This is a genomic window from Nocardioides sp. PD653-B2, assembly GCF_002117935.1.
In the GTDB taxonomy this organism is placed as follows: domain Bacteria; phylum Actinomycetota; class Actinomycetes; order Propionibacteriales; family Nocardioidaceae; genus Nocardioides.
This window is the reverse complement of the sequence record NZ_BDJE01000047.1, coordinates 80,312-97,997: the sequence shown is the minus strand read 5'-3', so window position 1 is coordinate 97,997 and position 17,686 is coordinate 80,312. Positions and strand designations below refer to the sequence as shown.

17 protein-coding genes are annotated in these 17,686 nt (G+C 72.7%); 6 read left to right on the top strand and 11 right to left on the bottom strand.

Going from position 1 to position 17,686, the window contains the following annotated elements; all coding sequences use genetic code 11:
• Nucleotides 1–4: 4 nt before the first annotated feature.
• From PD653B2_RS19815 to PD653B2_RS19805, 3 genes are all read right to left on the bottom strand, one after another.
• On the bottom strand, nucleotides 5–889 hold the full coding sequence (locus PD653B2_RS19815) for a phosphoribosylaminoimidazolesuccinocarboxamide synthase (RefSeq protein WP_085874139.1): 885 nt from the start codon (nucleotides 887–889) through the stop codon (nucleotides 5–7).
• A 110-nt stretch (nucleotides 890–999) separates the two neighbouring features.
• Nucleotides 1,000–1,482 (bottom strand): hypothetical protein, encoded by a 483-nt coding sequence (locus tag PD653B2_RS19810; RefSeq protein WP_085874138.1) that lies wholly within the window; start codon nucleotides 1,480–1,482, stop codon nucleotides 1,000–1,002.
• Nucleotides 1,483–1,543: 61 nt separating this feature from the next.
• Complete coding sequence (locus PD653B2_RS19805) at nucleotides 1,544–2,122, bottom strand: antibiotic biosynthesis monooxygenase (protein ID WP_085874137.1); 579 nt, start codon at nucleotides 2,120–2,122, stop codon at nucleotides 1,544–1,546.
• 71 nt (nucleotides 2,123–2,193) lie between these two features.
• On the opposite strand from PD653B2_RS19805, the gene PD653B2_RS25180 reads away from it, so the two are divergent.
• Nucleotides 2,194–2,811: a hypothetical protein gene (locus tag PD653B2_RS25180; RefSeq protein WP_165763554.1), complete on the top strand. Its 618-nt coding sequence runs from the start codon at nucleotides 2,194–2,196 to the stop codon at nucleotides 2,809–2,811.
• A gap of 3 nt (nucleotides 2,812–2,814) precedes the next feature.
• Here PD653B2_RS25180 and PD653B2_RS19795 read toward each other — a convergent pair whose 3' ends face one another.
• Nucleotides 2,815–3,084: an acylphosphatase gene (locus tag PD653B2_RS19795; protein ID WP_085874135.1), complete on the bottom strand. Its 270-nt coding sequence runs from the start codon at nucleotides 3,082–3,084 to the stop codon at nucleotides 2,815–2,817.
• A 31-nt stretch (nucleotides 3,085–3,115) separates the two neighbouring features.
• Here PD653B2_RS19795 and PD653B2_RS19790 point away from each other — a divergent pair, with 31 nt between their 5' ends.
• Nucleotides 3,116–4,564 (top strand): MFS transporter, encoded by a 1,449-nt coding sequence (locus tag PD653B2_RS19790; RefSeq protein ID WP_085874134.1) that lies wholly within the window; start codon nucleotides 3,116–3,118, stop codon nucleotides 4,562–4,564.
• Here the strand turns inward: PD653B2_RS19790 and purB are convergent.
• The 4 genes from purB to PD653B2_RS19770 are packed head-to-tail and all read right to left on the bottom strand — an operon-like array spanning nucleotide 4,561 to nucleotide 9,479.
• A complete protein-coding gene (purB, locus tag PD653B2_RS19785; RefSeq protein ID WP_089504027.1) occupies nucleotides 4,561–5,988 on the bottom strand; it encodes an adenylosuccinate lyase in 1,428 nt (475 codons plus the stop codon). The two genes, PD653B2_RS19790 and purB, sit on opposite strands and share 4 nt — an antisense overlap.
• Nucleotides 5,989–6,000: 12 nt before the next feature.
• Complete coding sequence (gene purD, locus PD653B2_RS19780) at nucleotides 6,001–7,266, bottom strand: phosphoribosylamine--glycine ligase (protein ID WP_085874132.1); 1,266 nt, start codon at nucleotides 7,264–7,266, stop codon at nucleotides 6,001–6,003.
• Nucleotides 7,267–7,287: 21 nt separating this feature from the next.
• A complete protein-coding gene (locus PD653B2_RS19775; protein ID WP_085874131.1) occupies nucleotides 7,288–8,172 on the bottom strand; it encodes a catalase in 885 nt (294 codons plus the stop codon).
• A 23-nt stretch (nucleotides 8,173–8,195) separates the two neighbouring features.
• The gene (locus tag PD653B2_RS19770; protein WP_085874130.1) at nucleotides 8,196–9,479 is read right to left on the bottom strand and encodes an adenylosuccinate synthase; all 1,284 of its coding nucleotides are present in this window, start codon (nucleotides 9,477–9,479) and stop codon (nucleotides 8,196–8,198) included.
• 124 nt (nucleotides 9,480–9,603) lie between these two features.
• Between PD653B2_RS19770 and PD653B2_RS19765 the strand changes: the two genes are divergently transcribed.
• Nucleotides 9,604–10,515: a diacylglycerol/lipid kinase family protein gene (locus PD653B2_RS19765; protein ID WP_242665359.1), complete on the top strand. Its 912-nt coding sequence runs from the start codon at nucleotides 9,604–9,606 to the stop codon at nucleotides 10,513–10,515.
• Between the two features lie 37 nt (nucleotides 10,516–10,552).
• Here PD653B2_RS19765 and PD653B2_RS19760 read toward each other — a convergent pair whose 3' ends face one another.
• Entirely contained in the window at nucleotides 10,553–11,545 is a 993-nt protein-coding gene (locus tag PD653B2_RS19760) for a helix-turn-helix transcriptional regulator (protein WP_085874129.1), read from the bottom strand.
• A gap of 298 nt (nucleotides 11,546–11,843) precedes the next feature.
• Here PD653B2_RS19760 and lysS point away from each other — a divergent pair, with 298 nt between their 5' ends.
• Complete coding sequence (gene lysS / locus PD653B2_RS19755) at nucleotides 11,844–13,592, top strand: lysine--tRNA ligase (RefSeq protein ID WP_085874128.1); 1,749 nt, start codon at nucleotides 11,844–11,846, stop codon at nucleotides 13,590–13,592.
• Between the two features lie 111 nt (nucleotides 13,593–13,703).
• On the opposite strand, the gene PD653B2_RS19750 is transcribed toward lysS, so the two are convergent.
• Complete coding sequence (locus PD653B2_RS19750) at nucleotides 13,704–14,666, bottom strand: YeiH family protein (RefSeq protein ID WP_242665358.1); 963 nt, start codon at nucleotides 14,664–14,666, stop codon at nucleotides 13,704–13,706.
• A 101-nt stretch (nucleotides 14,667–14,767) separates the two neighbouring features.
• Here PD653B2_RS19750 and PD653B2_RS19745 point away from each other — a divergent pair, with 101 nt between their 5' ends.
• Entirely contained in the window at nucleotides 14,768–15,661 is an 894-nt protein-coding gene (locus PD653B2_RS19745) for a LysR substrate-binding domain-containing protein (RefSeq protein ID WP_085874126.1), read from the top strand.
• A gap of 9 nt (nucleotides 15,662–15,670) precedes the next feature.
• Here the strand turns inward: PD653B2_RS19745 and PD653B2_RS19740 are convergent, their stop codons facing one another.
• Nucleotides 15,671–16,096 carry a DUF3151 domain-containing protein gene (locus PD653B2_RS19740; RefSeq protein WP_085874219.1) on the bottom strand — a complete coding sequence of 142 codons (426 nt, stop codon included), beginning with the start codon at nucleotides 16,094–16,096 and terminating at the stop codon, nucleotides 15,671–15,673.
• On the opposite strand from PD653B2_RS19740, the gene PD653B2_RS19735 reads away from it, so the two are divergent.
• A complete protein-coding gene (locus PD653B2_RS19735; protein ID WP_085874125.1) occupies nucleotides 16,095–17,657 on the top strand; it encodes an MFS transporter in 1,563 nt (520 codons plus the stop codon). The genes PD653B2_RS19740 and PD653B2_RS19735 overlap by 2 nt on opposite strands.
• Nucleotides 17,658–17,686: the final 29 nt, after the last annotated feature.

Here is a 17,686-nt window from a genome sequence, read left to right as displayed (position 1 = left end):
ACCTTCAGAACCGCTCCCCGGTCAGCAGCTCGTAGGCCTCGACGTACCGGCTCCGGGTGCGGTCGACCACCTCGGGCGGCAGCGGCGGCGGTGCCTCGCCGGACGACCGGTCCCAGCCGGACTCCGGGGACAGCGCCCAGTTGCGCACGATCTGCTTGTCGTACGACGGCTGCGTGCGGCCCGGCTGCCACGCGGAGGCCGGCCAGAAACGGGACGAGTCGGGCGTCAGCACCTCGTCGCCGAGGACCGTGGTGCCGTCCGGTCGCGCCCCGAACTCGAGCTTGGTGTCGGCCAGGATGATCCCGCGCTCCCGGGCGATCCCCTCGGCGCGGGCGTAGACCGCGAGGGTGAGCTCGCGCAGCTGCGCAGCGCGCTCGCCGCCGATGGTGGTCGCGACGGCGTCGTAGGACACGTTCTCGTCGTGGTCGCCGAGCGCGGCCTTGGTGGCCGGCGTGAAGATCGGCTCCGACAGCCGGCTGCCGTCCTCGAGGCCGGCCGGGAGCGCGATCCCGCAGACCGACCCGCTCGCGCGGTAGTCGAGCAGACCGGTGCCGGTGAGGTAGCCGCGCGCGACGCACTCGACCGGGTACATGTCGAGCCGCTCGCAGACCACCGCTCGGCCGCGGACGGCGTCCGGCACGTCCGTCGAGATGACGTGGTTCGGCACCAGGTCGCCGAGCTGACCGAACCACCACAGCGACATGCGGGTGAGGATCTCGCCCTTGTCGGGGATGGTCGTGTCGAGCACGAAGTCGAAGATCGAGATCCGGTCGCTGGCGACCATCAGCAGGTCGCCGCTCGGCAGCTCGTAGAGGTCGCGCACCTTGCCGGAGTGGAGATGGGTGACGCCGTCGATGGCCGGCGCTTCCGGGATGTTCAGGTCGGTCACGCTCTCACTCTAGGAGAGATCGTCGTCCCCAGCGGTTGTCACCGTGGTGGCACGCGTGTCCAGCGACATGGAACATGCATGGTCGACTCGTTTGATCGACCACGGGGACGTCAGCAGCCGCACGTGTAGTAGAGGACGTCCCAGTGGTTGCCCTCGTCGGCGTAGACGTTGCCCGAGGCGGCGGTGTAGAGCGGCGTCCCGTCGCTGCGGGTGCCGGAGTAGGTGTAGGTGTTGTGGACCCAGTTGGTCAGGCACGTCGTCCGCGAGAAGTCGAGCTTGTAGCCGGTGGAGTGGCTGTAGGTGCCGCCGGCGTGACCGGTCTCCGTGCCGCCGGTGATGGTCAGGCCGCAGCCGCTCGCGTTCTTCAGGGTGATCGCCCCGTCGATGGTGGCCTGCCGGATCCCCTCGAACGACGTGCACGTCGAGTTGTTCGGGTCGCTGCAGCCACCGGAGGAGGTCCAGCCGATGCCGGCCGCCGAGAACTGCGAGGCGGCGCTCGACTGCGACACGGCCGAGGCCGGCGCGATGGTGCCGAAGGAGAGGCCGAGGACGGCCAGGACGGTGAGGAGGATGGTTCCCGAGATCTTCTTCATGGGTTCCACTGTGACCACGCCGCAGGGTCGGATGGCAAGAGGAAGGTTCCGCCCCCGGCCGCTACGGACGGCGCCAGGGGGCCGGCCTGCCCTGCAGCCACCACTCCATGCGCCGGGTGATCCAGGGCAGCGCGGCGTACGTCATCACCGGCGTCATCACCAGCACCGACACGAGCACCCGCAGCGGCAGCACGAGGTCCGGGAGCAGGTGCACGAAGAGCTCGTTGACCAGCACGCTCAGCGGGAAGAACACGAGGAAGATCACGCAGGCCTGCTTCCAGCGCGGCGGCGCCGGCGCGGCGGGGCGCAGGTCCTGGACGTCGTCGGTCACCGGCGGGTCGAACCAGCCCTCGATGCCGGTCCGGCGCTCGACTCGCGACTCGCCCACCAGACCCTGCGCGGCGCCCAGCCACCAGGCCCGCTGCGGCGACGCCTCCCAGGTCTCCAGGGACGGCAGGTCGGCGAAGCGGTAGAGCATGTGCCACTCCTCCGAGCCGGTCGACGGGCGCACCCAGCCGGAGCCGAGGAAGCCCTCGAACCTCGTGGCGAGGGCCGACCCGGCCCGGATCCAGGCGAGCATCTCGTCGCTGTGGCCGGGCGCGATGGTCCGGGTGATCGAGACGGTGACGGGATCGCTCATGCCCACGATCCTTCGGGGGGTGGGCCGGGGTGCGCAAGTCGGGCCGGACGGGTGCTGGCACAGTGGATGCCATGCCTGAGTCAGCCGCAGAGGTGTACGTCAGGGTCATCGAGGCCGTCGGAGCCGAGGGTCGCCTGCCGACCCCGCCCATCGGCGCGTGGGACGTCTTCCCCTGGGAGGCGGCCGACGGCAGCGTCGTCCCCAAGGTGCTGCGCGCCCCCGGGGCCGAACGGGTCCGGATGGGCGAGGAGGGCGGCGAGCCGTGCGGCGTCTGCTCCGGCGGGCTCGCCGACCGGATCGTCTGGGAGGACGACTTCTGGATCCTCACCCGCGACGAGAAGCCGACCGGGCTCCCGCTCGTGCTGACGCTCTGGACCCGCGAGCACCTGGACTTCGGCGACCTCGACGACGAGATGGCCTCGCAGTTCGGCCGGATCTCCAACCGCCTGGTCCGGATCATCCAGGGCCTCGAGCACATCGGCCGCGTCCACGTGAACCGCTGGGGCGACGGCTCCTCGCACTTCCACGTCTGGTTCTTCGCCCGGACCGAGGGGCTCGCGAGCATCCTCGGGTCGTACGCCGTCGAGTGGGACGAGATCCTGCCGCCCGGCCCGGAGGACGTCTGGCGCGCGGACCTGCACGCGGTCGCGACCAAGCTCGAGAACTGGGGCGGGCACGCCCGCGCCTGAGACCTACCTCGCCTCGAAGGACGTCGCGCCCTCGTCGACACCGGGTCGTACGTCGACCCGCTCGACGCGGGCCGGCCGCGGCCCGGTGCGGCACCAGTCGACCAGCGCGTCGACCGCGTCGGCCTCGCCCTCGAAGTGGCCGGACACCGTGCCGTCCGGCTCGTTGGCGACCCGGCCGGTGACGCCGAGACGGGCGGCCTCCTGCCCGGTGTAGTAGCGGAACGACACCCCTTGCACCCGGCCGGTCACGGTCACGTCGACTGACTTGCGCATGCCCCCATGGTGCCGCGGGCATGGTGGAGTGGTGACCGAGCACGCCGTGGAGATCCCGCAGGAGGAGGAGCCGGCGTACGAGCCGCATCCGCGTCGCTGGCGGATCCTCGGCGTCTCCCTCGTCATCGGCTTCATGGCGCTGCTCGATGTCTCGATCGTCAACGTCGCGATCCCGTCCATGCAGACCGGGCTGGACACCTCGGCCGGGACCATCCAGTGGGTGGTGTCGGGCTACGCGCTGACCTTCGGCCTGACCCTGGTCGCGGGCGGCCGCCTCGGTGACGCCTACGGTCGCCGCCGGCTGATGCTGATCGGCCTGGTCCTCTTCATCCTCACCAGCGCCGCGGTCGGCTTCGCGCCGACCGCCGAGCTCGTCGTGGGTGCCCGGCTGCTGCAGGGCGCGAGCGCCGGCCTGCTGACTCCGCAGAACTCCGGGCTGATCCAGCAGCTCTTCCGCGGACGGGAGCGGGCCCGGGCGTTCGGGATGTTCGGCTTCACGGTGTCGGTGTCCTCGGCGACCGGGCCGGTGCTGGGTGGCCTGATCATCGCGCTCGCGGGCGAGCAGGACGGCTGGCGCTGGCTGTTCTGGGTCAACGTGCCGATCGGCCTGGTCGCGCTGGTCGCGGTGATGCGGATGATCCCGCGCCGCGACCCGAGCAGGGTCGACCGCAGCCAGACCCGGATCGACGTGCCCGGCGCACTCCTGCTCGGCGCCACCGTGCTGTGCCTGCTCTACCCGATCGTCCGGGTCGAGGCCGGCGCCCGGCTCCCGCTCGTGCTGCTGGCGGGAGTGCCGCTCTTCGCCTGGGCGTTCGTCCGCTGGGAGCGACGTACGGCGGCGCGCGGCCGCCCGCCGCTGCTCGACGTCGCGCTGCTGCGCACCGTGCCCGGCTACGTCAACGGGCTGGCCGTGGGCGCCCTCTACTTCACCGGGTTCACCGGGCTCCTGCTCGTGGTCTCGATCTACCTCCAGGAGGGCCTCGGGCACTCACCGCTCGAGGCGGGGCTGCTGCTGATGCCCTTCGCCGTCGGGTCGGCGATCAGCGCCCCGACGGCGGGTCGCTTCGTGTCCGACGCCGGCCGCCGGATCACGGTCGGCGCGCTCTGCGTGATGATCGCCGGGGTCGTGCTGGTCGCGCTGCTCGCGCCCGGCCGCGACCCGCTCTGGCCGTGGCTGGTGCCGACGCTCTTCCTCACCGGGCTCGGCGGTGGCGCGGTCGTCTCCCCCAACATCACGCTCACCCTGGCCGACGTGCCGCCCCGGATGGGCGGCGCGGCCGGCGGTGCGCTGCAGACCGGGCAGCGGATCGGCGCCTCGATCGGCGCGGCGATGCTGGTCACCGTCTACCAGCTGACCATCGGGCCGGCGTCCCAGGACACCGCCGTCCGGGTCGCGCTGCTCACGGGCGCGGCGCTGGTCGGCGCGGCGCTGGTGATGGCGATCCGGGCACTCCGCCAGGAGCGGCGTCAGCCCGGTTAGAGGATCGCGCCGGGCGAGTACGCCGCGGCCTCCGGGTGGCGGGCGGTCACCTCGGCGACCCGGCGTACGACGGTCTGCACCTGGTCGACCGCGGCGCCGGTGAACGTGATCGGCTCCGCCACCAGGGACGCCAGCTGCGCCTCGGTGAGCCCGAGCCGGGGGTCGGCGCCGAGGCGGGCGAAGACGTCGTTGTCGGCCTGGCCCTGGCGCATGTCGAGCGCGGTGCCGACCGCCGCCTCCTTGATCGCCTCGTGGGCGGCCTCGCGGCCGACGCCGTTGCGGACCGCGGCCATCAGCACCTTGGTGGTGGACAGGAACGGCAGGTAGCGGTCGAGCTCGCGCTGGATGACCGCCGGGAAGGCGCCGAACTCGTCGAGCACGGTGAGGAAGGTCTGGAAGAGCCCGTCGATCGCGAAGAACGCGTCCGGCAGCGCGACCCGTCGTACGACGGAGTCGGAGACGTCGCCCTCGTTCCACTGGTCGCCGGCGAGCTCGCCGATCATCGAGAGGTAGCCGCGCAGCACGACGGCCAAGCCGTTGACCCGCTCGCAGGAGCGGCTGTTCATCTTGTGCGGCATCGCGGACGAGCCGACCTGGCCCTCCTTGAAGCCCTCGGTCACCAGCTCGTTGCCGGCCATCAGCCGGATCGTGGTGGCGAGGTTGGAGGGGCCGGCGGCCAGCTGCACCAGCGAGGAGACGACGTCGAAGTCGAGCGAGCGCGGGTAGACCTGGCCGACGGAGGTCAGTGCCCGGTCGAAGCCGAGGTGGGCGGCGACCCGCTGCTCGAGGTCGGCGAACTTGGCGGCGTCGCCGTCGAGCAGGTCGAGCATGTCCTGGGCGGTGCCCATCGGGCCCTTGATGCCACGCAGCGGGTAGCGGCCGAGGAGGTCCTCGACCCGCTCGAGCGCGATCAGCATCTCGTCGGCGACGGTCGCGAAGCGCTTGCCCAGGGTGGTCGCCTGGGCGGCGACGTTGTGGGACCGGCCGGCCATCACGGTGGTCTCGTGCTCGGCGGCGAGGCGCGCGAGCCGGGCCAGGGTGGCGACGGCGCGGTCGCGGACCAGCGCGAGCGACTGCTTGATCTGCAGCTGCTCGACGTTCTCGGTCAGGTCGCGCGAGGTCATCCCCTTGTGGATGTGCTCGTGGCCCGCCAGCGCCGAGAACTCCTCGATCCGCGCCTTCACGTCGTGGCGGGTGACCCGCTCGCGCGCGGCGATCGACTCGAGGTCCACCTTGTCGACCACGTCGCGGTAGGCCTCGATCACGCCGTCGGGCACGTCGATGCCGAGGTCGCGCTGCGCCTCGAGGACGGCGATCCAGAGCCGCCGCTCGAGCACGATCTTGTGCTCGGGCGACCAGATCTCCGCGAGGTCGGCACCGGCGTACCGGGTGGCCAGGACGTTGGGGACGGTCACGTGCCTCATTGTCCCATGCCGTCAGCGGAGCGACGCACCCTCGACGACACCGAGCGGCTCGGCGGCGATGTCGTCGCGGCGCTGCATGCCGGGGAAGGAGACCAGGTCGGCGGCGGCGTACGCCGCGGCGCGCGCGGCGGCGACGTCCGGGCCGACGGCCCGCACCGCGAGCACCCGACCCCCGGCGGTGACGAGGTCGTCACCGGACAGCGCGGTGCCGGCGTGGATGACGTCGACGCCGTCGCGCGCGTCGGCGAGGTCGACGCCGGTGATGACGTCCCCCTTCGAGGACGACTCGGGGTAGCCGGCCGACGCGAGCACCACCGTCACGGCGGCAGCGTCGAGGAAGGTCGGCGCCGGCACGTCGGCGAGACGACCCTCGGCCGCGGCCGCGAGCAGCTCGCCGAGCGGGGTGTCGAGCACGGCCAGCACCGGCTGGATGTCGGGGTCGCCGAAGCGCACGTTGAACTCGATCACCCGCGGCCCCGTCTCCGTCAGCGCGAGGCCGACGTAGAGGCAGCCCACGAACGGCGTGCCGCGACCGGCCATCTCGGCCAGGGTCGGGCGGACGACCCGCTCGAGGACGACCTCGGACAGGTCGGGCTGCGCCCAGGTCAGGGGCGTGTAGGAGCCCATCCCTCCCGTGTTGGGGCCGCGGCCGCCGTCGAAGATGCGCTTGAAGTCCTGCGCCGGCTGCAGGGCGTAGGCCGTGCTCCCGTCACAGATGGCGAACACCGACACCTCGGGGCCGTCGAGGAACTCCTCGACCACGACCCGGTCGCAGGCGGCGGCGTGGGCGAGTGCCTCCGCGCGGTCACGGGTGACGACGACGCCCTTGCCCGCGGCCAGCGCGTCGTCCTTGACGACGTACGGCGCCCCGAAGGCGTCCAGCGCGGCCTCGACCTCGGCCGGGGTGGTGCAGGTGCGTGAGCCCGCGGTCGGCACGCCGGCGGCCGCCATCACCGCCTTGGAGAACGCCTTCGACCCCTCGAGCTGCGCGGCCGCGCCGCTGGGGCCGAACACCGCGATCCCGCGCTCGCGCACGGCGTCGGCGACCCCGGCGACGAGGGGCGCCTCGGGACCGATGACGACCAGGTCGGCGCCCAGCGCCACGGCCAGGTCGGCCACCGATGCGCCCGACATCGGGTCGACGTCGTGCAGCGTGGCGACGGCAGCCATGCCGGGGTTGCCCGGAGCGGCGTGTACCTCGGTGACCGCGGGGTCCTGGGCCAGCGCTCGGGCCAGGGCGTGCTCGCGACCGCCGGTGCCGATGACGAGAGTCCTCACGGGCCTCAACCCTAGAGGTGGTCAGGCGCGGCGGTGGACGGACTCCGTGTAGGCGGACGGGCGGTAGCGCAGGATCGGGTCGTCCGACAGCTCGATGCCGTCCACGACGCGAGTGGGGTCGAAGACGGTCGGGGTGCCGCCCTCCTCGGGGTCGGGGAGCAGCTCGGTGACCTCGATCCGTCCGGCGACGATCTCGCGGGCGCCGGCCCAGACGGACGTCGCGGAGTGCGGGTCGTGCCCGTCGCCCGCCAGCTGCACGCGCAGCTCGTGGGTCACCGGGCCGCGGGCGAGCCGGGCGGCCATCTCCGCGCTGAGCCGGTCCGGCCCCTCGAAGGTCTGGTCCAGCCGGTCGTCGGCGGTGGCCGTCGGCACCAGGACGTAGCGCACCCAGGTACGCCGACCGTCGGCGTCGAGCCACCCGTAGGCGTGGATCGGGTAGAAGGTCACCTCGGCGAAGGAGACGGGCGACCCGACGGCCTTCCCCGCGATGCCGGCCGCCAGCGCGGGGATCATCCGCGGATGCCGCAGCAGGAAGAGCGGGAAGGTCGCCGGCTTCACCGACGCCTCCGTCATCGCGACGAACGTCTCGGGGTCGTCGGTCGGGAAGCGTGGGGAGGTCTGTCCGAGCAGGTCGGTCGCGGTCCCGTCGGCCAACCGGAACTTCACGGCCATGCCGCGGATGTCCGGCTTCTCGTCGGGGACGGCGGCGTTGCCGCCCGCGTTGGACCAGCGGACCGTCACCGGGGTCGGCGCGTGGAGGTGGCCGGCCCGGCAGAGCTCACCGGCCTCGGGCGTCGGCGTGAAGGTGCCGCCGTAGAAACGGCCCTTCGCGTGCAGGGTGCGGTGCTGCGTCGGCCCTCCGAACGCGGCACGCAGTCGGTCGATCGCGACCACGGGATCCAGCATGGGCCGACGCTAGCGCCCCACGCTCAGATCAGGTCGTGAATCACGATCGACGCGTCCCGCGACGGGCCGACCCCGACCACGGACATCCGGGCGCCGGACATCTCCTCGACCGCCTTCACGTAGGCCTGCGCGTTGGCCGGCAGGTCCGCGAAGGTGCGAGCCCCGGAGATGTCCTCCCACCAGCCGTCGAGGTACTCGTAGATCGGTACGGCGTGGTGGAAGTCGCTCTGGTTGACCGGCATCTCGTCGTGGCGGACCCCGCCGACGTCGTACGCGACGCACACCGGGACCTTCTCGAGGCCGGTGAGCACGTCGAGCTTGGTGAGCACGAAGTCGGTGACGCCGTTGACCCGGGCGGCGTAGCGGGCGATGACCGCGTCGTACCAGCCGCAGCGGCGGGGCCGGCCGGTCGTGGTGCCGTACTCGGCGCCGACCTTGCGCAGGTGCTCGCCGAAGTCGTCGTCGAGCTCGGTCGGGAAGGGTCCCTCGCCGACGCGGGTGGTGTAGGCCTTGACGATCCCGATCACCTGGTCGAGCCGCATCGGCGGGATGCCGGAGCCGGTGCAGGCGCCGCCGGAGGTGGCCGACGAGGAGGTGACGAACGGGTAGGTGCCGTGGTCGACGTCGAGCAGCGTGGCCTGGCCCGCCTCGAGGAGCACGGTCTCGCCGCGGTCGAGGGCCTGGTTGAGCAGCAGCCCGGTGTCGCACACCATCGGCGCGAGCCGGTCGGCGAAGGCGGTCAGCTCCTCGACGGTCTGCTCGACCGTGGCGGCACGGCGGTTGTAGATCTTGGTCAGCACCTGGTTCTTGAGCTCGAGGACCCCCTCGACCTTCTGGGTCAGGATCTTCTCGTCGAAGATGTCCTGGATCCGGATGCCGACCCGGTTCATCTTGTCGGCGTACGTCGGTCCGATGCCGCGCCCGGTCGTGCCCAGCCGCCGGGTGCCGAGGAACCGCTCGGTGACCTTGTCGAGCGTGCGGTTGTAGTCCGCGATCACGTGCGCGTTGGCGCTGACCTTGAGCAGGCTGACGTCGACGCCGCGGGCGATGAGGGCGTCGAGCTCCTCGAAGAGGACCGCGAGGTCCACGACCACGCCGTTGCCGATGATCGGCGTGACGCCGGGGCTCAGGATGCCGCTGGGCAGCAGGTGCAGGGCGTACTTCTCGTCACCGATGACGACGGTGTGGCCGGCGTTGTTGCCACCGTTGAACTTGACGACGTAGTCGACGCGGGAGCCGAGGAGGTCGGTGGCCTTGCCCTTCCCCTCGTCGCCCCACTGGGCACCGATGATGGCGATCGCCGGCATGGTTCTCCTCTGGAAACGAAACAGCTCCGGCACAAGTGCACCGGAGCTCTTGCGACCACACGCTACCAAAGCGGGACCCGTCGGGGTGGTCCCGGCCGACACCCCCTCGGATAGTGTCCGCGACGTGGACCCGCTCCTCGTCATCACCAACAGTGACGCCGGCACCTCCGACGAGGAGACCCTGGCGTCGGCGCTCGCCGTGCTCCGCTCGCGCGCGTCCGTCGAGGTGCAGGCCACGTCCAACCCCGGCGAGCTGGACGGCGTCCTGCACCGAGCCGGGTCCCGGCACATCGTGGTCGCCGGCGGTGACGGCAGCCTGCACGCCGTGATCGCGGCCCTGCACCGCCGCAACGAGCTGAAGAACGCCGTGGTCGGGCTGCTCCCGATGGGCACCGGCAACGACTTCGCGCGCGGCGTCGGCGTCCCGCTGGAGATCGAGGAGGCGGCCCAGGTCATCCTGGCCGACAAGCCCCGGAAGATGGACCTCATCGTCGACGAGGTCGGCGAGATCGTGGTCAACAGCGTGCACGTCGGCGCGGGGGCCAACGCCAGCCGCCGCGGGCACCGCTGGAAGGAGCGCCTCCACTCGATCGGGGTCGGCAAGGCCAACCTCGGCAAGCTCGGCTACCCGATCGGCGCGGCCCTGACCGCCTGGAGGCCGCCGATCATCCGCGTCCGGGTCGAGGTCGACGGCCAGGTCGTGGTCGACCTGGACGAGCCGATCCTGATGGCGGCGGTCGGCAACGGCTCCTCGGTCGGCGGGGGCGCCGAGCTCACGCCGGGCGCCGACCCGCGCGACGGCCGCTTCGACGTGATGGTCTCCCGCTCGATCGGCCCGATCGCCCGCCTGTCGTACGCCGCGCACCTCGGCTTCGCCAAGCACCAGGAGCGCGACGACGTCAGCTACCTGCGGGGGACCCGGGTCTCCATCACCGGCGGCCCGTTCTGGGTCAGCGCCGACGGCGAGATCGACGGTCCGGAGCGCAAGCGCACCTGGCACATCGAGCCCGAGGCCTACTCGATGCTCCTGCCCTAGCCGGTCCGCCTCGAGACCACGACTGCCGCAGCGACCCTCACAACCAGCCGCGCCGCGCGGCCTCGACGCCCGCCTGGAAGCGTGAGTCGGCGCCGAGCTCGCTCATCAGGTCGGCGACCCGGCGGCGCACCGTGCGCAGGCTGATGCCGAGCACCCGGGCGATCTGCTCGTCGTGGGCGCCGGCCGCGAGCTGTTGGAGCAGGAACGCCCGCAGGTCGAGCCGCGGCGCCACCGCGTCGAGGGGTGGGACGACCGCCCGCTCCCACAGCAGCTCGAACCACTGCGCCATCGCCTCCACCACGCCCCGCTGGCGGACGATCGACAACGGGGAGTCGGCGTAGCCGAACGGCTCCGGGAGGACGGCGTGCGAGTCGCCGATGACCAGCAGCCGCGACGGCAGGTCGGGCAGCACCCGGATCTGCTCACCGACGGCGAGCCGGGCGACCAGGGCCTCGGGCGCGTCGTGCACGGCGCGCACCGGGTAGATCGCCCGGGACTCCCGGTCGCCGCCGGCGATCGCCTCCGCGACCATCGCGGTCATCCGGGCCTCCCGCGGGCCGCGCCACTGGTCGGGGCGCAGCCAGAGCAGGTCGCCCCTGCCCTTGACCACCAGCGACCGCACCAGCGCGTAGATGTCGCCGCCGGTCGCGACCTCGCCCTCGAGCGGTGCACTGGCCTCCACGTCGCCCGGCACCGGCCGCGACGCGTCGGCCGCCAGCAGCCCGATCGCGTCGCTGATCCCGTCGAGCCGGCGGTGCACCCGCTCCGCGTAGACCGACTGGATCGCGACCATGATGCGCAGGGCCTCGCTCGGGGACTCGACCACCAGGGTCTCCCCCTCGAGCCGGACGATCCCGGCCTCGACGAGGGGGGCGAGCTCGTCGAGCAGCTCGTCGGGCGTGCGCAGCATCGAGGCCGCCACCCGCGCCAGGTCGCGTCCCGACTGGGGGCGCAGCCGCTGGTAGGTGCGGTCGAGCGAGGCCGAGAAGCCCAGGGCCGCGAGGACGGTGAGCTGCTCGCTGCGGGCCATGGTTGGCATGTTAGTGACACCGGCCACTTGTCACCAGGTGGCACGGTCCTGTCAGTGCGAGGATGCCCGCACGCGCCGGCGGCCGCGCACCGTTCTCGGGACACATTCGGGGCACGACCGTCGCACACGACCCACATCGGGGGATCGGTCGTGTCGGGGGACGCGCAGGGCAGGGCACCGGAGCCGCCACTGGGCGGCGGTTCCGGCGTCCTGCTGACCCTGTGCCCCCTGCGGGGCGCGACGGAGGCCGGGTAGCGTTCCGCTGTCCGCACCCCCGAGCACAGGAGCAGCAGACCCGATGGCACGAGGCAACCAGGGCGAGCCCACCGACTGGGTGACGCGCGCCGCCGACGACGCCATCCGGCACGCCCGCGACGTGTACGGCGAGGACCTGGGCGACCACGTGATCACCTGCGCCTCCGGCGCCAGCCCCTCCGGGCCGATCCACCTCGGCAACCTGCGGGAGTTCCTCACCGTGCACTTCGTCGCCGAGGAGATCAAGCGCCGCGGCATCGCCGCGCGCCACCTGCACAGCTGGGACGACTACGACCGCTTCCGCAAGGTCCCCGCCGGGATCGACCCGTCCTTCGCCGACCACATCGGCCGTCCGCTCTCCTCGGTCCCCGACCCGTGGGACTGCCACCAGTCGTGGGCCGACCACTTCAAGGCGCCCCTCCAGGCGGCGCTCGCCGAGCTGGGCGTCGCGATGGAGGAGATGTCGCAGACCGAGCGGTACCGCGCCGGCACCTACCGCGACCAGATCCTGACCGCCGTACGACGCCGCGACGACATCGAGCAGGTGATGGCGAAGTACCGCACCAAGCAGCTCGAGGGCGCGACCTCCGCGGCGCCCGAGAGCCCGGAGGAGGCCGCCGCCCTGGCCGACTCGGTGGCCAACGACGACGAGTCCGGCCTGACCGGGCTGGGCGCCACCGACGACCTCGCCCGGTTCCCCTTCAAGCCCTACTGCCGCGAGTGCGGCCGCGACACCACGATCATCACGTCCTACGACGAGGACACGACCGACCTCGCCTACACCTGCCAGGTCTGCGCCTACCAGGGCGTCACCAACCTCACCACGGACAACGAAGGCAAGCTGGTCTGGAAGGTCGACTGGCCGATGCGCTGGTCGGTCGAGGGCGTCGACTTCGAGCCCGGCGGCGTCGACCACGCCACGCCCGGCTCGTCGTACACCGTCGGCAAGGAGCTCGTGAAGCGCGTCTACGGCGGCCGAGCGCCGTCGTTCGTCGGCTACTCGTTCGTCGGCGCCGGCGGTCAGGTGAAGATGTCGTCGTCGCGCGGTGGCGTGCCGACCGCGTCCGACGCGTTGCAGATCCTCGAGGCGCCGATCCTGCGCTGGCTCTACGTGCGCCGCCAGCCCAAGCAGGCCTTCAACGTCGACTTCGGGGCGGAGGTCGTCCGGCTGTACGACGAGTGGGACGCGCTCGCCAAGAAGTCCGCCGACCCGGAGCGCTCCGACGCGCAGACGCTGGCCTTCGAGCGGGCGTCCTCGACGTCGTCCGCGGGCCGGCTGCCGACCCCGGCCGTCGTCGTGCCGTTCCGGCTGCTGTCGTCGGTCGCCGACGTCACGGCGGGCAGCGCCGAGCTGATCAGCACCATCATCGGCAACGTCGGCTACGAGCACGCCTCGGTCGCCGACCTGGAGCCGCGGCTCGGCAAGGCGATGACGTGGACCTCGGAGTACGTGCCGACCGAGGACCGCACCACGGTGCGCGAGACCCCGGACGCCGACCGGCTGGGCGCGCTGAACGAGGACGAGGAGCTCTGGCTGCGCCAGCTGCTCGACCGGATGCCCGACGACCTCCACCTCGACGACACCACCGCGCTGATCTACGGCGTGCCGAAGCTGGCCCGCGGGCTGGGCCTCGACGACGCGCCGACCGACCAGGTGAAGCAGGACCAGAAGGACTTCTTCCGGCTGCTCTACAACCTGCTCGTCGACGCCGACCGCGGCCCTCGGCTGCCGACGCTCTTCCTGGCGCTCGGCGCGGAGAAGATCCGCACGCTGCTCACGCCGCCGTCCTGATCTTGCTGCCGGTTTCACCGGCTGGCCGCCCAACCCCGCACGACACGCCGGACAGCGACGGCGTGTCGTGCGGGTTCCGGCGGCTGACCGGTGAAACCCGCAGACAGCGGCTCAGCCCGCGACGAACGCCGCCGGGAGGCCGAGCAGCGCGACGAGCAGGGTGGCGGAGGCCGCCAGCCCGAGGACCGGACGGCCCGCACGCCGCAGTGCGGCCGGCTCGAGCCCGCAGCCGAGCGCGAACATCGCCATCGCGAGCGCGCCGGACTGCACGAGCCCGGCGAGGTCGAGCACGGCGTCCGGCGCCGGCAGGAGGGTACGGACGGCCGCGCACGCGACGAACGCCAGCACGAACCCCGGCACCAGCGGCGGTCGCACCCCCGGCGTACGCCGCGACGTCACGGAGATGACCGCGAGCACCGGAGCGAGCATCAGCACCCGGCCCAGCTTCACGGCGACCGCGACCTGGAGCGCGGCGCCGCCGACCAGGCCACCGGCCACCACGACCTGACCGACCTCGTGGATGGACGCTCCCGACCAGGCACCGGCAGAGACCGGGTCGAAGCCGAGCGCGACGGCCCCCAGCGGGAGGGCGAGCATCACGACGCTGCCGAAGACCACGACGAGCGAGACGGCCGTGGCGACGTCCTCGTCCTTCGACTCGCGCACCCCCTCGACCGCGGCGACCGCGGCCGCCCCGCAGATCGAGAAGCCGCAGGCGACCAGCAGGGCCTGCTCGGCGGGCACGCCGAGCACCCGCCCGAGCGCGATCGTGCCGACGATCCCCAGGACCACGACACCGGCGATGACGACGAGCATCGGCCAGCCGAGGCCGAGGATCTCGGGCAGCACCAGCTGGAGACCCAGCAGCGCGACGCCGACGCGGAGCACCTGACGCGACGCCACCCGGAGCCCGGGCCGGGCGGAGTCGGCGATGCCGCCCGAGCCGGCGACCACCACCCCCAGCGCGATCCCGACCAGCGTGGGGCTCAGGGAGGGGACGGCCGCGTGCACACCGAGCGCGGCACCGCCGCCGAGCGCGGCGAGGCCGAGTCCGGGCAGACGGGTGGTGACCATGGCTCCACGGTCGCCCGGAAAGCCGCCCGCCGGTAGCCGTCTTTCCGGCCTCGACTCATGCTCAGTCGATATGACCTGCCCGTCGGCCATATCATCAAGGCATGGCCGACCGTCCCGACCTCACCGCCCTCGACCTGCTGGTCCGGGTCGCCGAGACCGGCTCCCTCGGCGCCGCCGCGCGGGCCGTCGGCATGGCCCAGCCCAACGCCAGCCGCTCCCTCAGCCGGCTCGAGCGACAGCTCGGCCTGTCCCTCCTGGTGCGGTCACCCGGCGGCTCGCACCTGACCACCGAGGGCGAGGTCGTGGTGGCGTGGGCCCGGGACGCGCTGGCCGGCGTCGACCGGGTGACGATCGGCGCCCGCTCGCTGGCCGCTCAGCGGGCGGCGCACCTGACGGTCGCCGCGAGCCTGACCGTCGCGGAGTACCTGCTCCCCCGCTGGCTCGCGCGCTTCCGGCACACCCATCCCGACCTCCACGTCAGCCTCGAGGTGGGCAACTCGGTCGAGGTCGTCACCCGGGTGGAGAGCGGGGAGGTGCCGCTCGGGTTCGTGGAGTCGCCGACGGTGCCGCGGTCGGTGGCGTCGACGACGGTCGCCCGCGACGCGCTCGTGGTCGTGGTCGGGCCGACGCACCCGTGGGCCCGGCGGCGTACGCCGCTGACGCCCGCGCAGCTGGTCGCCGGGGACCTGGTGCTGCGCGAGGCCGGCTCCGGCACCCGCGACACCCTGGTCCGCGCCCTCGCGAGCGTGGGCACCGAGCTCGGCGCGTCGCGTCTCGACCTGGCCAGCACGGCCGCGGTGAAGTCGGCCGCCGCCGAGGGAGAGGCCGCCGCGGTGCTCAGCGAGCTCGCGGTCGCGGGCGAGGTCGCCACCGGCCACCTCGTGGTGGTGCCGGTCAGCGGCCTCGACCTCGGCCGCGCGCTGCGGGCCGTCTGGCTGCCGGCCCGCCGGCCCGAGGGACCGGCGGCCGACCTGGTCCGGCTCGCCCGGGGCTGACGGAGCCGCTCAGCCGAGCAGCTCGGCGTACGCGGTCGGGCTGGAGTCGCGCAGGAACTCCGAGCACCGCTCCCACTCGGGAGCCTCGCCGATGGCGCGGGCGGCCAGCGCGAGGAGCGCGAGGCAGCGCAGGAAGCCCCGGTTGGGCTCGTGCTCCCACGGGACCGGGCCGTGGCCCTTCCAGCCGTTGCGGCGCAGCATGTCGAGGCTGCGGTGGTAGCCCACCCGCGCATAGGCGTAGACGGTCACGTCGTCGGCGCCCTCGTCGCGGGCCTGCTGGGCGAGGGCGGCCCAGGCGAAGGGCGAGGCAGGGGCGCGTCGTACGACGTCGACGGGCGCGACGCCGTCCGCCAGCTCGGCGGCCGCCGGGTCCTCGGGGAGGTGGGTGGGCGGGGGTCCTGCCATCAGGTCGGCACCGGGCGTGAAAGAGCTCATGCCCTGCATTGTCCACGGCAGGGTGTTGACTGAATCCGTGACCCAGCCAGCCCCCGCTCCCCAGACCCACGGGCAGACCACCGACCCGACCGGAGACAAGGCGCCGTGGCCGGCGCTGTTCGCGCTGTGCATCGGCTTCTTCATGATCCTGATCGACACCACGATCGTGTCCGTCGCGACGCCGGCGATCATCGAGGACCTCCACGCCGACGTCAACAACGTCGTCTGGGTGACCAGCGCCTACCTGCTGGCGTACGCCGTGCCCGTGCTCATCACCGGGCGTCTCGGCGACCGGTTCGGCCCGAAGAACGTCTACCTGGTCGGCCTGACGGTCTTCACGCTCGCGTCGCTGTGGTGCGGGCTCACCGGCAGCATCGAGATGCTGATCGCGGCCCGGGTCGTCCAGGGTCTCGGCGCCTCGATGATCACACCGCAGACGATGGCGATCATCACCCGGATCTTCCCGGCCGACCGCCGGGGCGCCGCGATGTCCCTGTGGGGCGCGACCGCGGGCGTCGCGACGCTGGTCGGCCCGATCCTCGGCGGCGTGCTGGTCGACGGCCTGGGCTGGGAGTGGATCTTCTTCATCAACATCCCGGTCGGCCTGGTCGGCTTCGTGCTCGCGGCCCGGCTGGTGCCGAAGCTGCCGACCCACACCCACCAGTTCGACTGGCTCGGCGTCGCGCTCAGCGGGGCCGGCATGTTCCTGCTGGTGTTCGGCATCCAGGAGGGCCACCAGTTCCACTGGAACGGCGTGATCTGGACGCTGATCGTGACCGGGCTCGTGGTGCTCGGGCTGTTCGTGCTCTGGCAGGCACGCAACCGCAACGAGCCGCTGGTGCCGCTCGGGCTGTTCCGCGACCGCAACTTCTCGCTGGCGAACGTCGCGATCACCGTGATGGGCTTCTCGATCATCTCGCTGTCGATCCCGATCATGATCTGGGCGCAGGTCGTCCGCGGCCTGAGCCCGACCCGGTCGGCGTTGATCCTGGTGCCGATGGCGCTGATGACGATCGCGCTCGCCAAGCTCGTCGGAGGGCTCACCGACCGCGTGCACCCGCGCCTGCTGACGGCGTTCGGCTTCGCGTGCCTCTTCGTCGGCCTGCTGTGGCTGACGTTCGTGATGACGCCGGACACCTCGATCTGGTGGACGGTGCCGCCGATGGCCGTCTTCGGCATCGGCAACGCGTTCGTCTGGGCGCCCAACAGCGCGACCGCCACCCGCAACCTGCCGATCCAGCTGGCCGGAGCGGGGTCGGGCATCTACAACGCGACGCGCCAGGTCGGCGCGGTGCTCGGCGCCGCGGCCATCGCCGTCCTCATGGACGCGCGGCTGGCCGCCGAGGGCCTGCCGGCGTTCAAGGGCGAGGGCTCCTCGGGCGGAGGGGCGCTGCCGCCCGCGGTGGCGCAGGCCTTCAGCGACGCGATGGCGACGTCCGTGCTGCTGCCCACCGCGGCCTTCGTGCTCGGCTTCCTGGCCGTGCTGTTCTTCGAGAAGCCCAGCCACGCGGGCTACGCGGGCACCGCCGCCCCCGCGCCGGCCGCCCCGGTCACCGACTGACGACGCCTGTCGGGGTCCCTGGTTGCCCG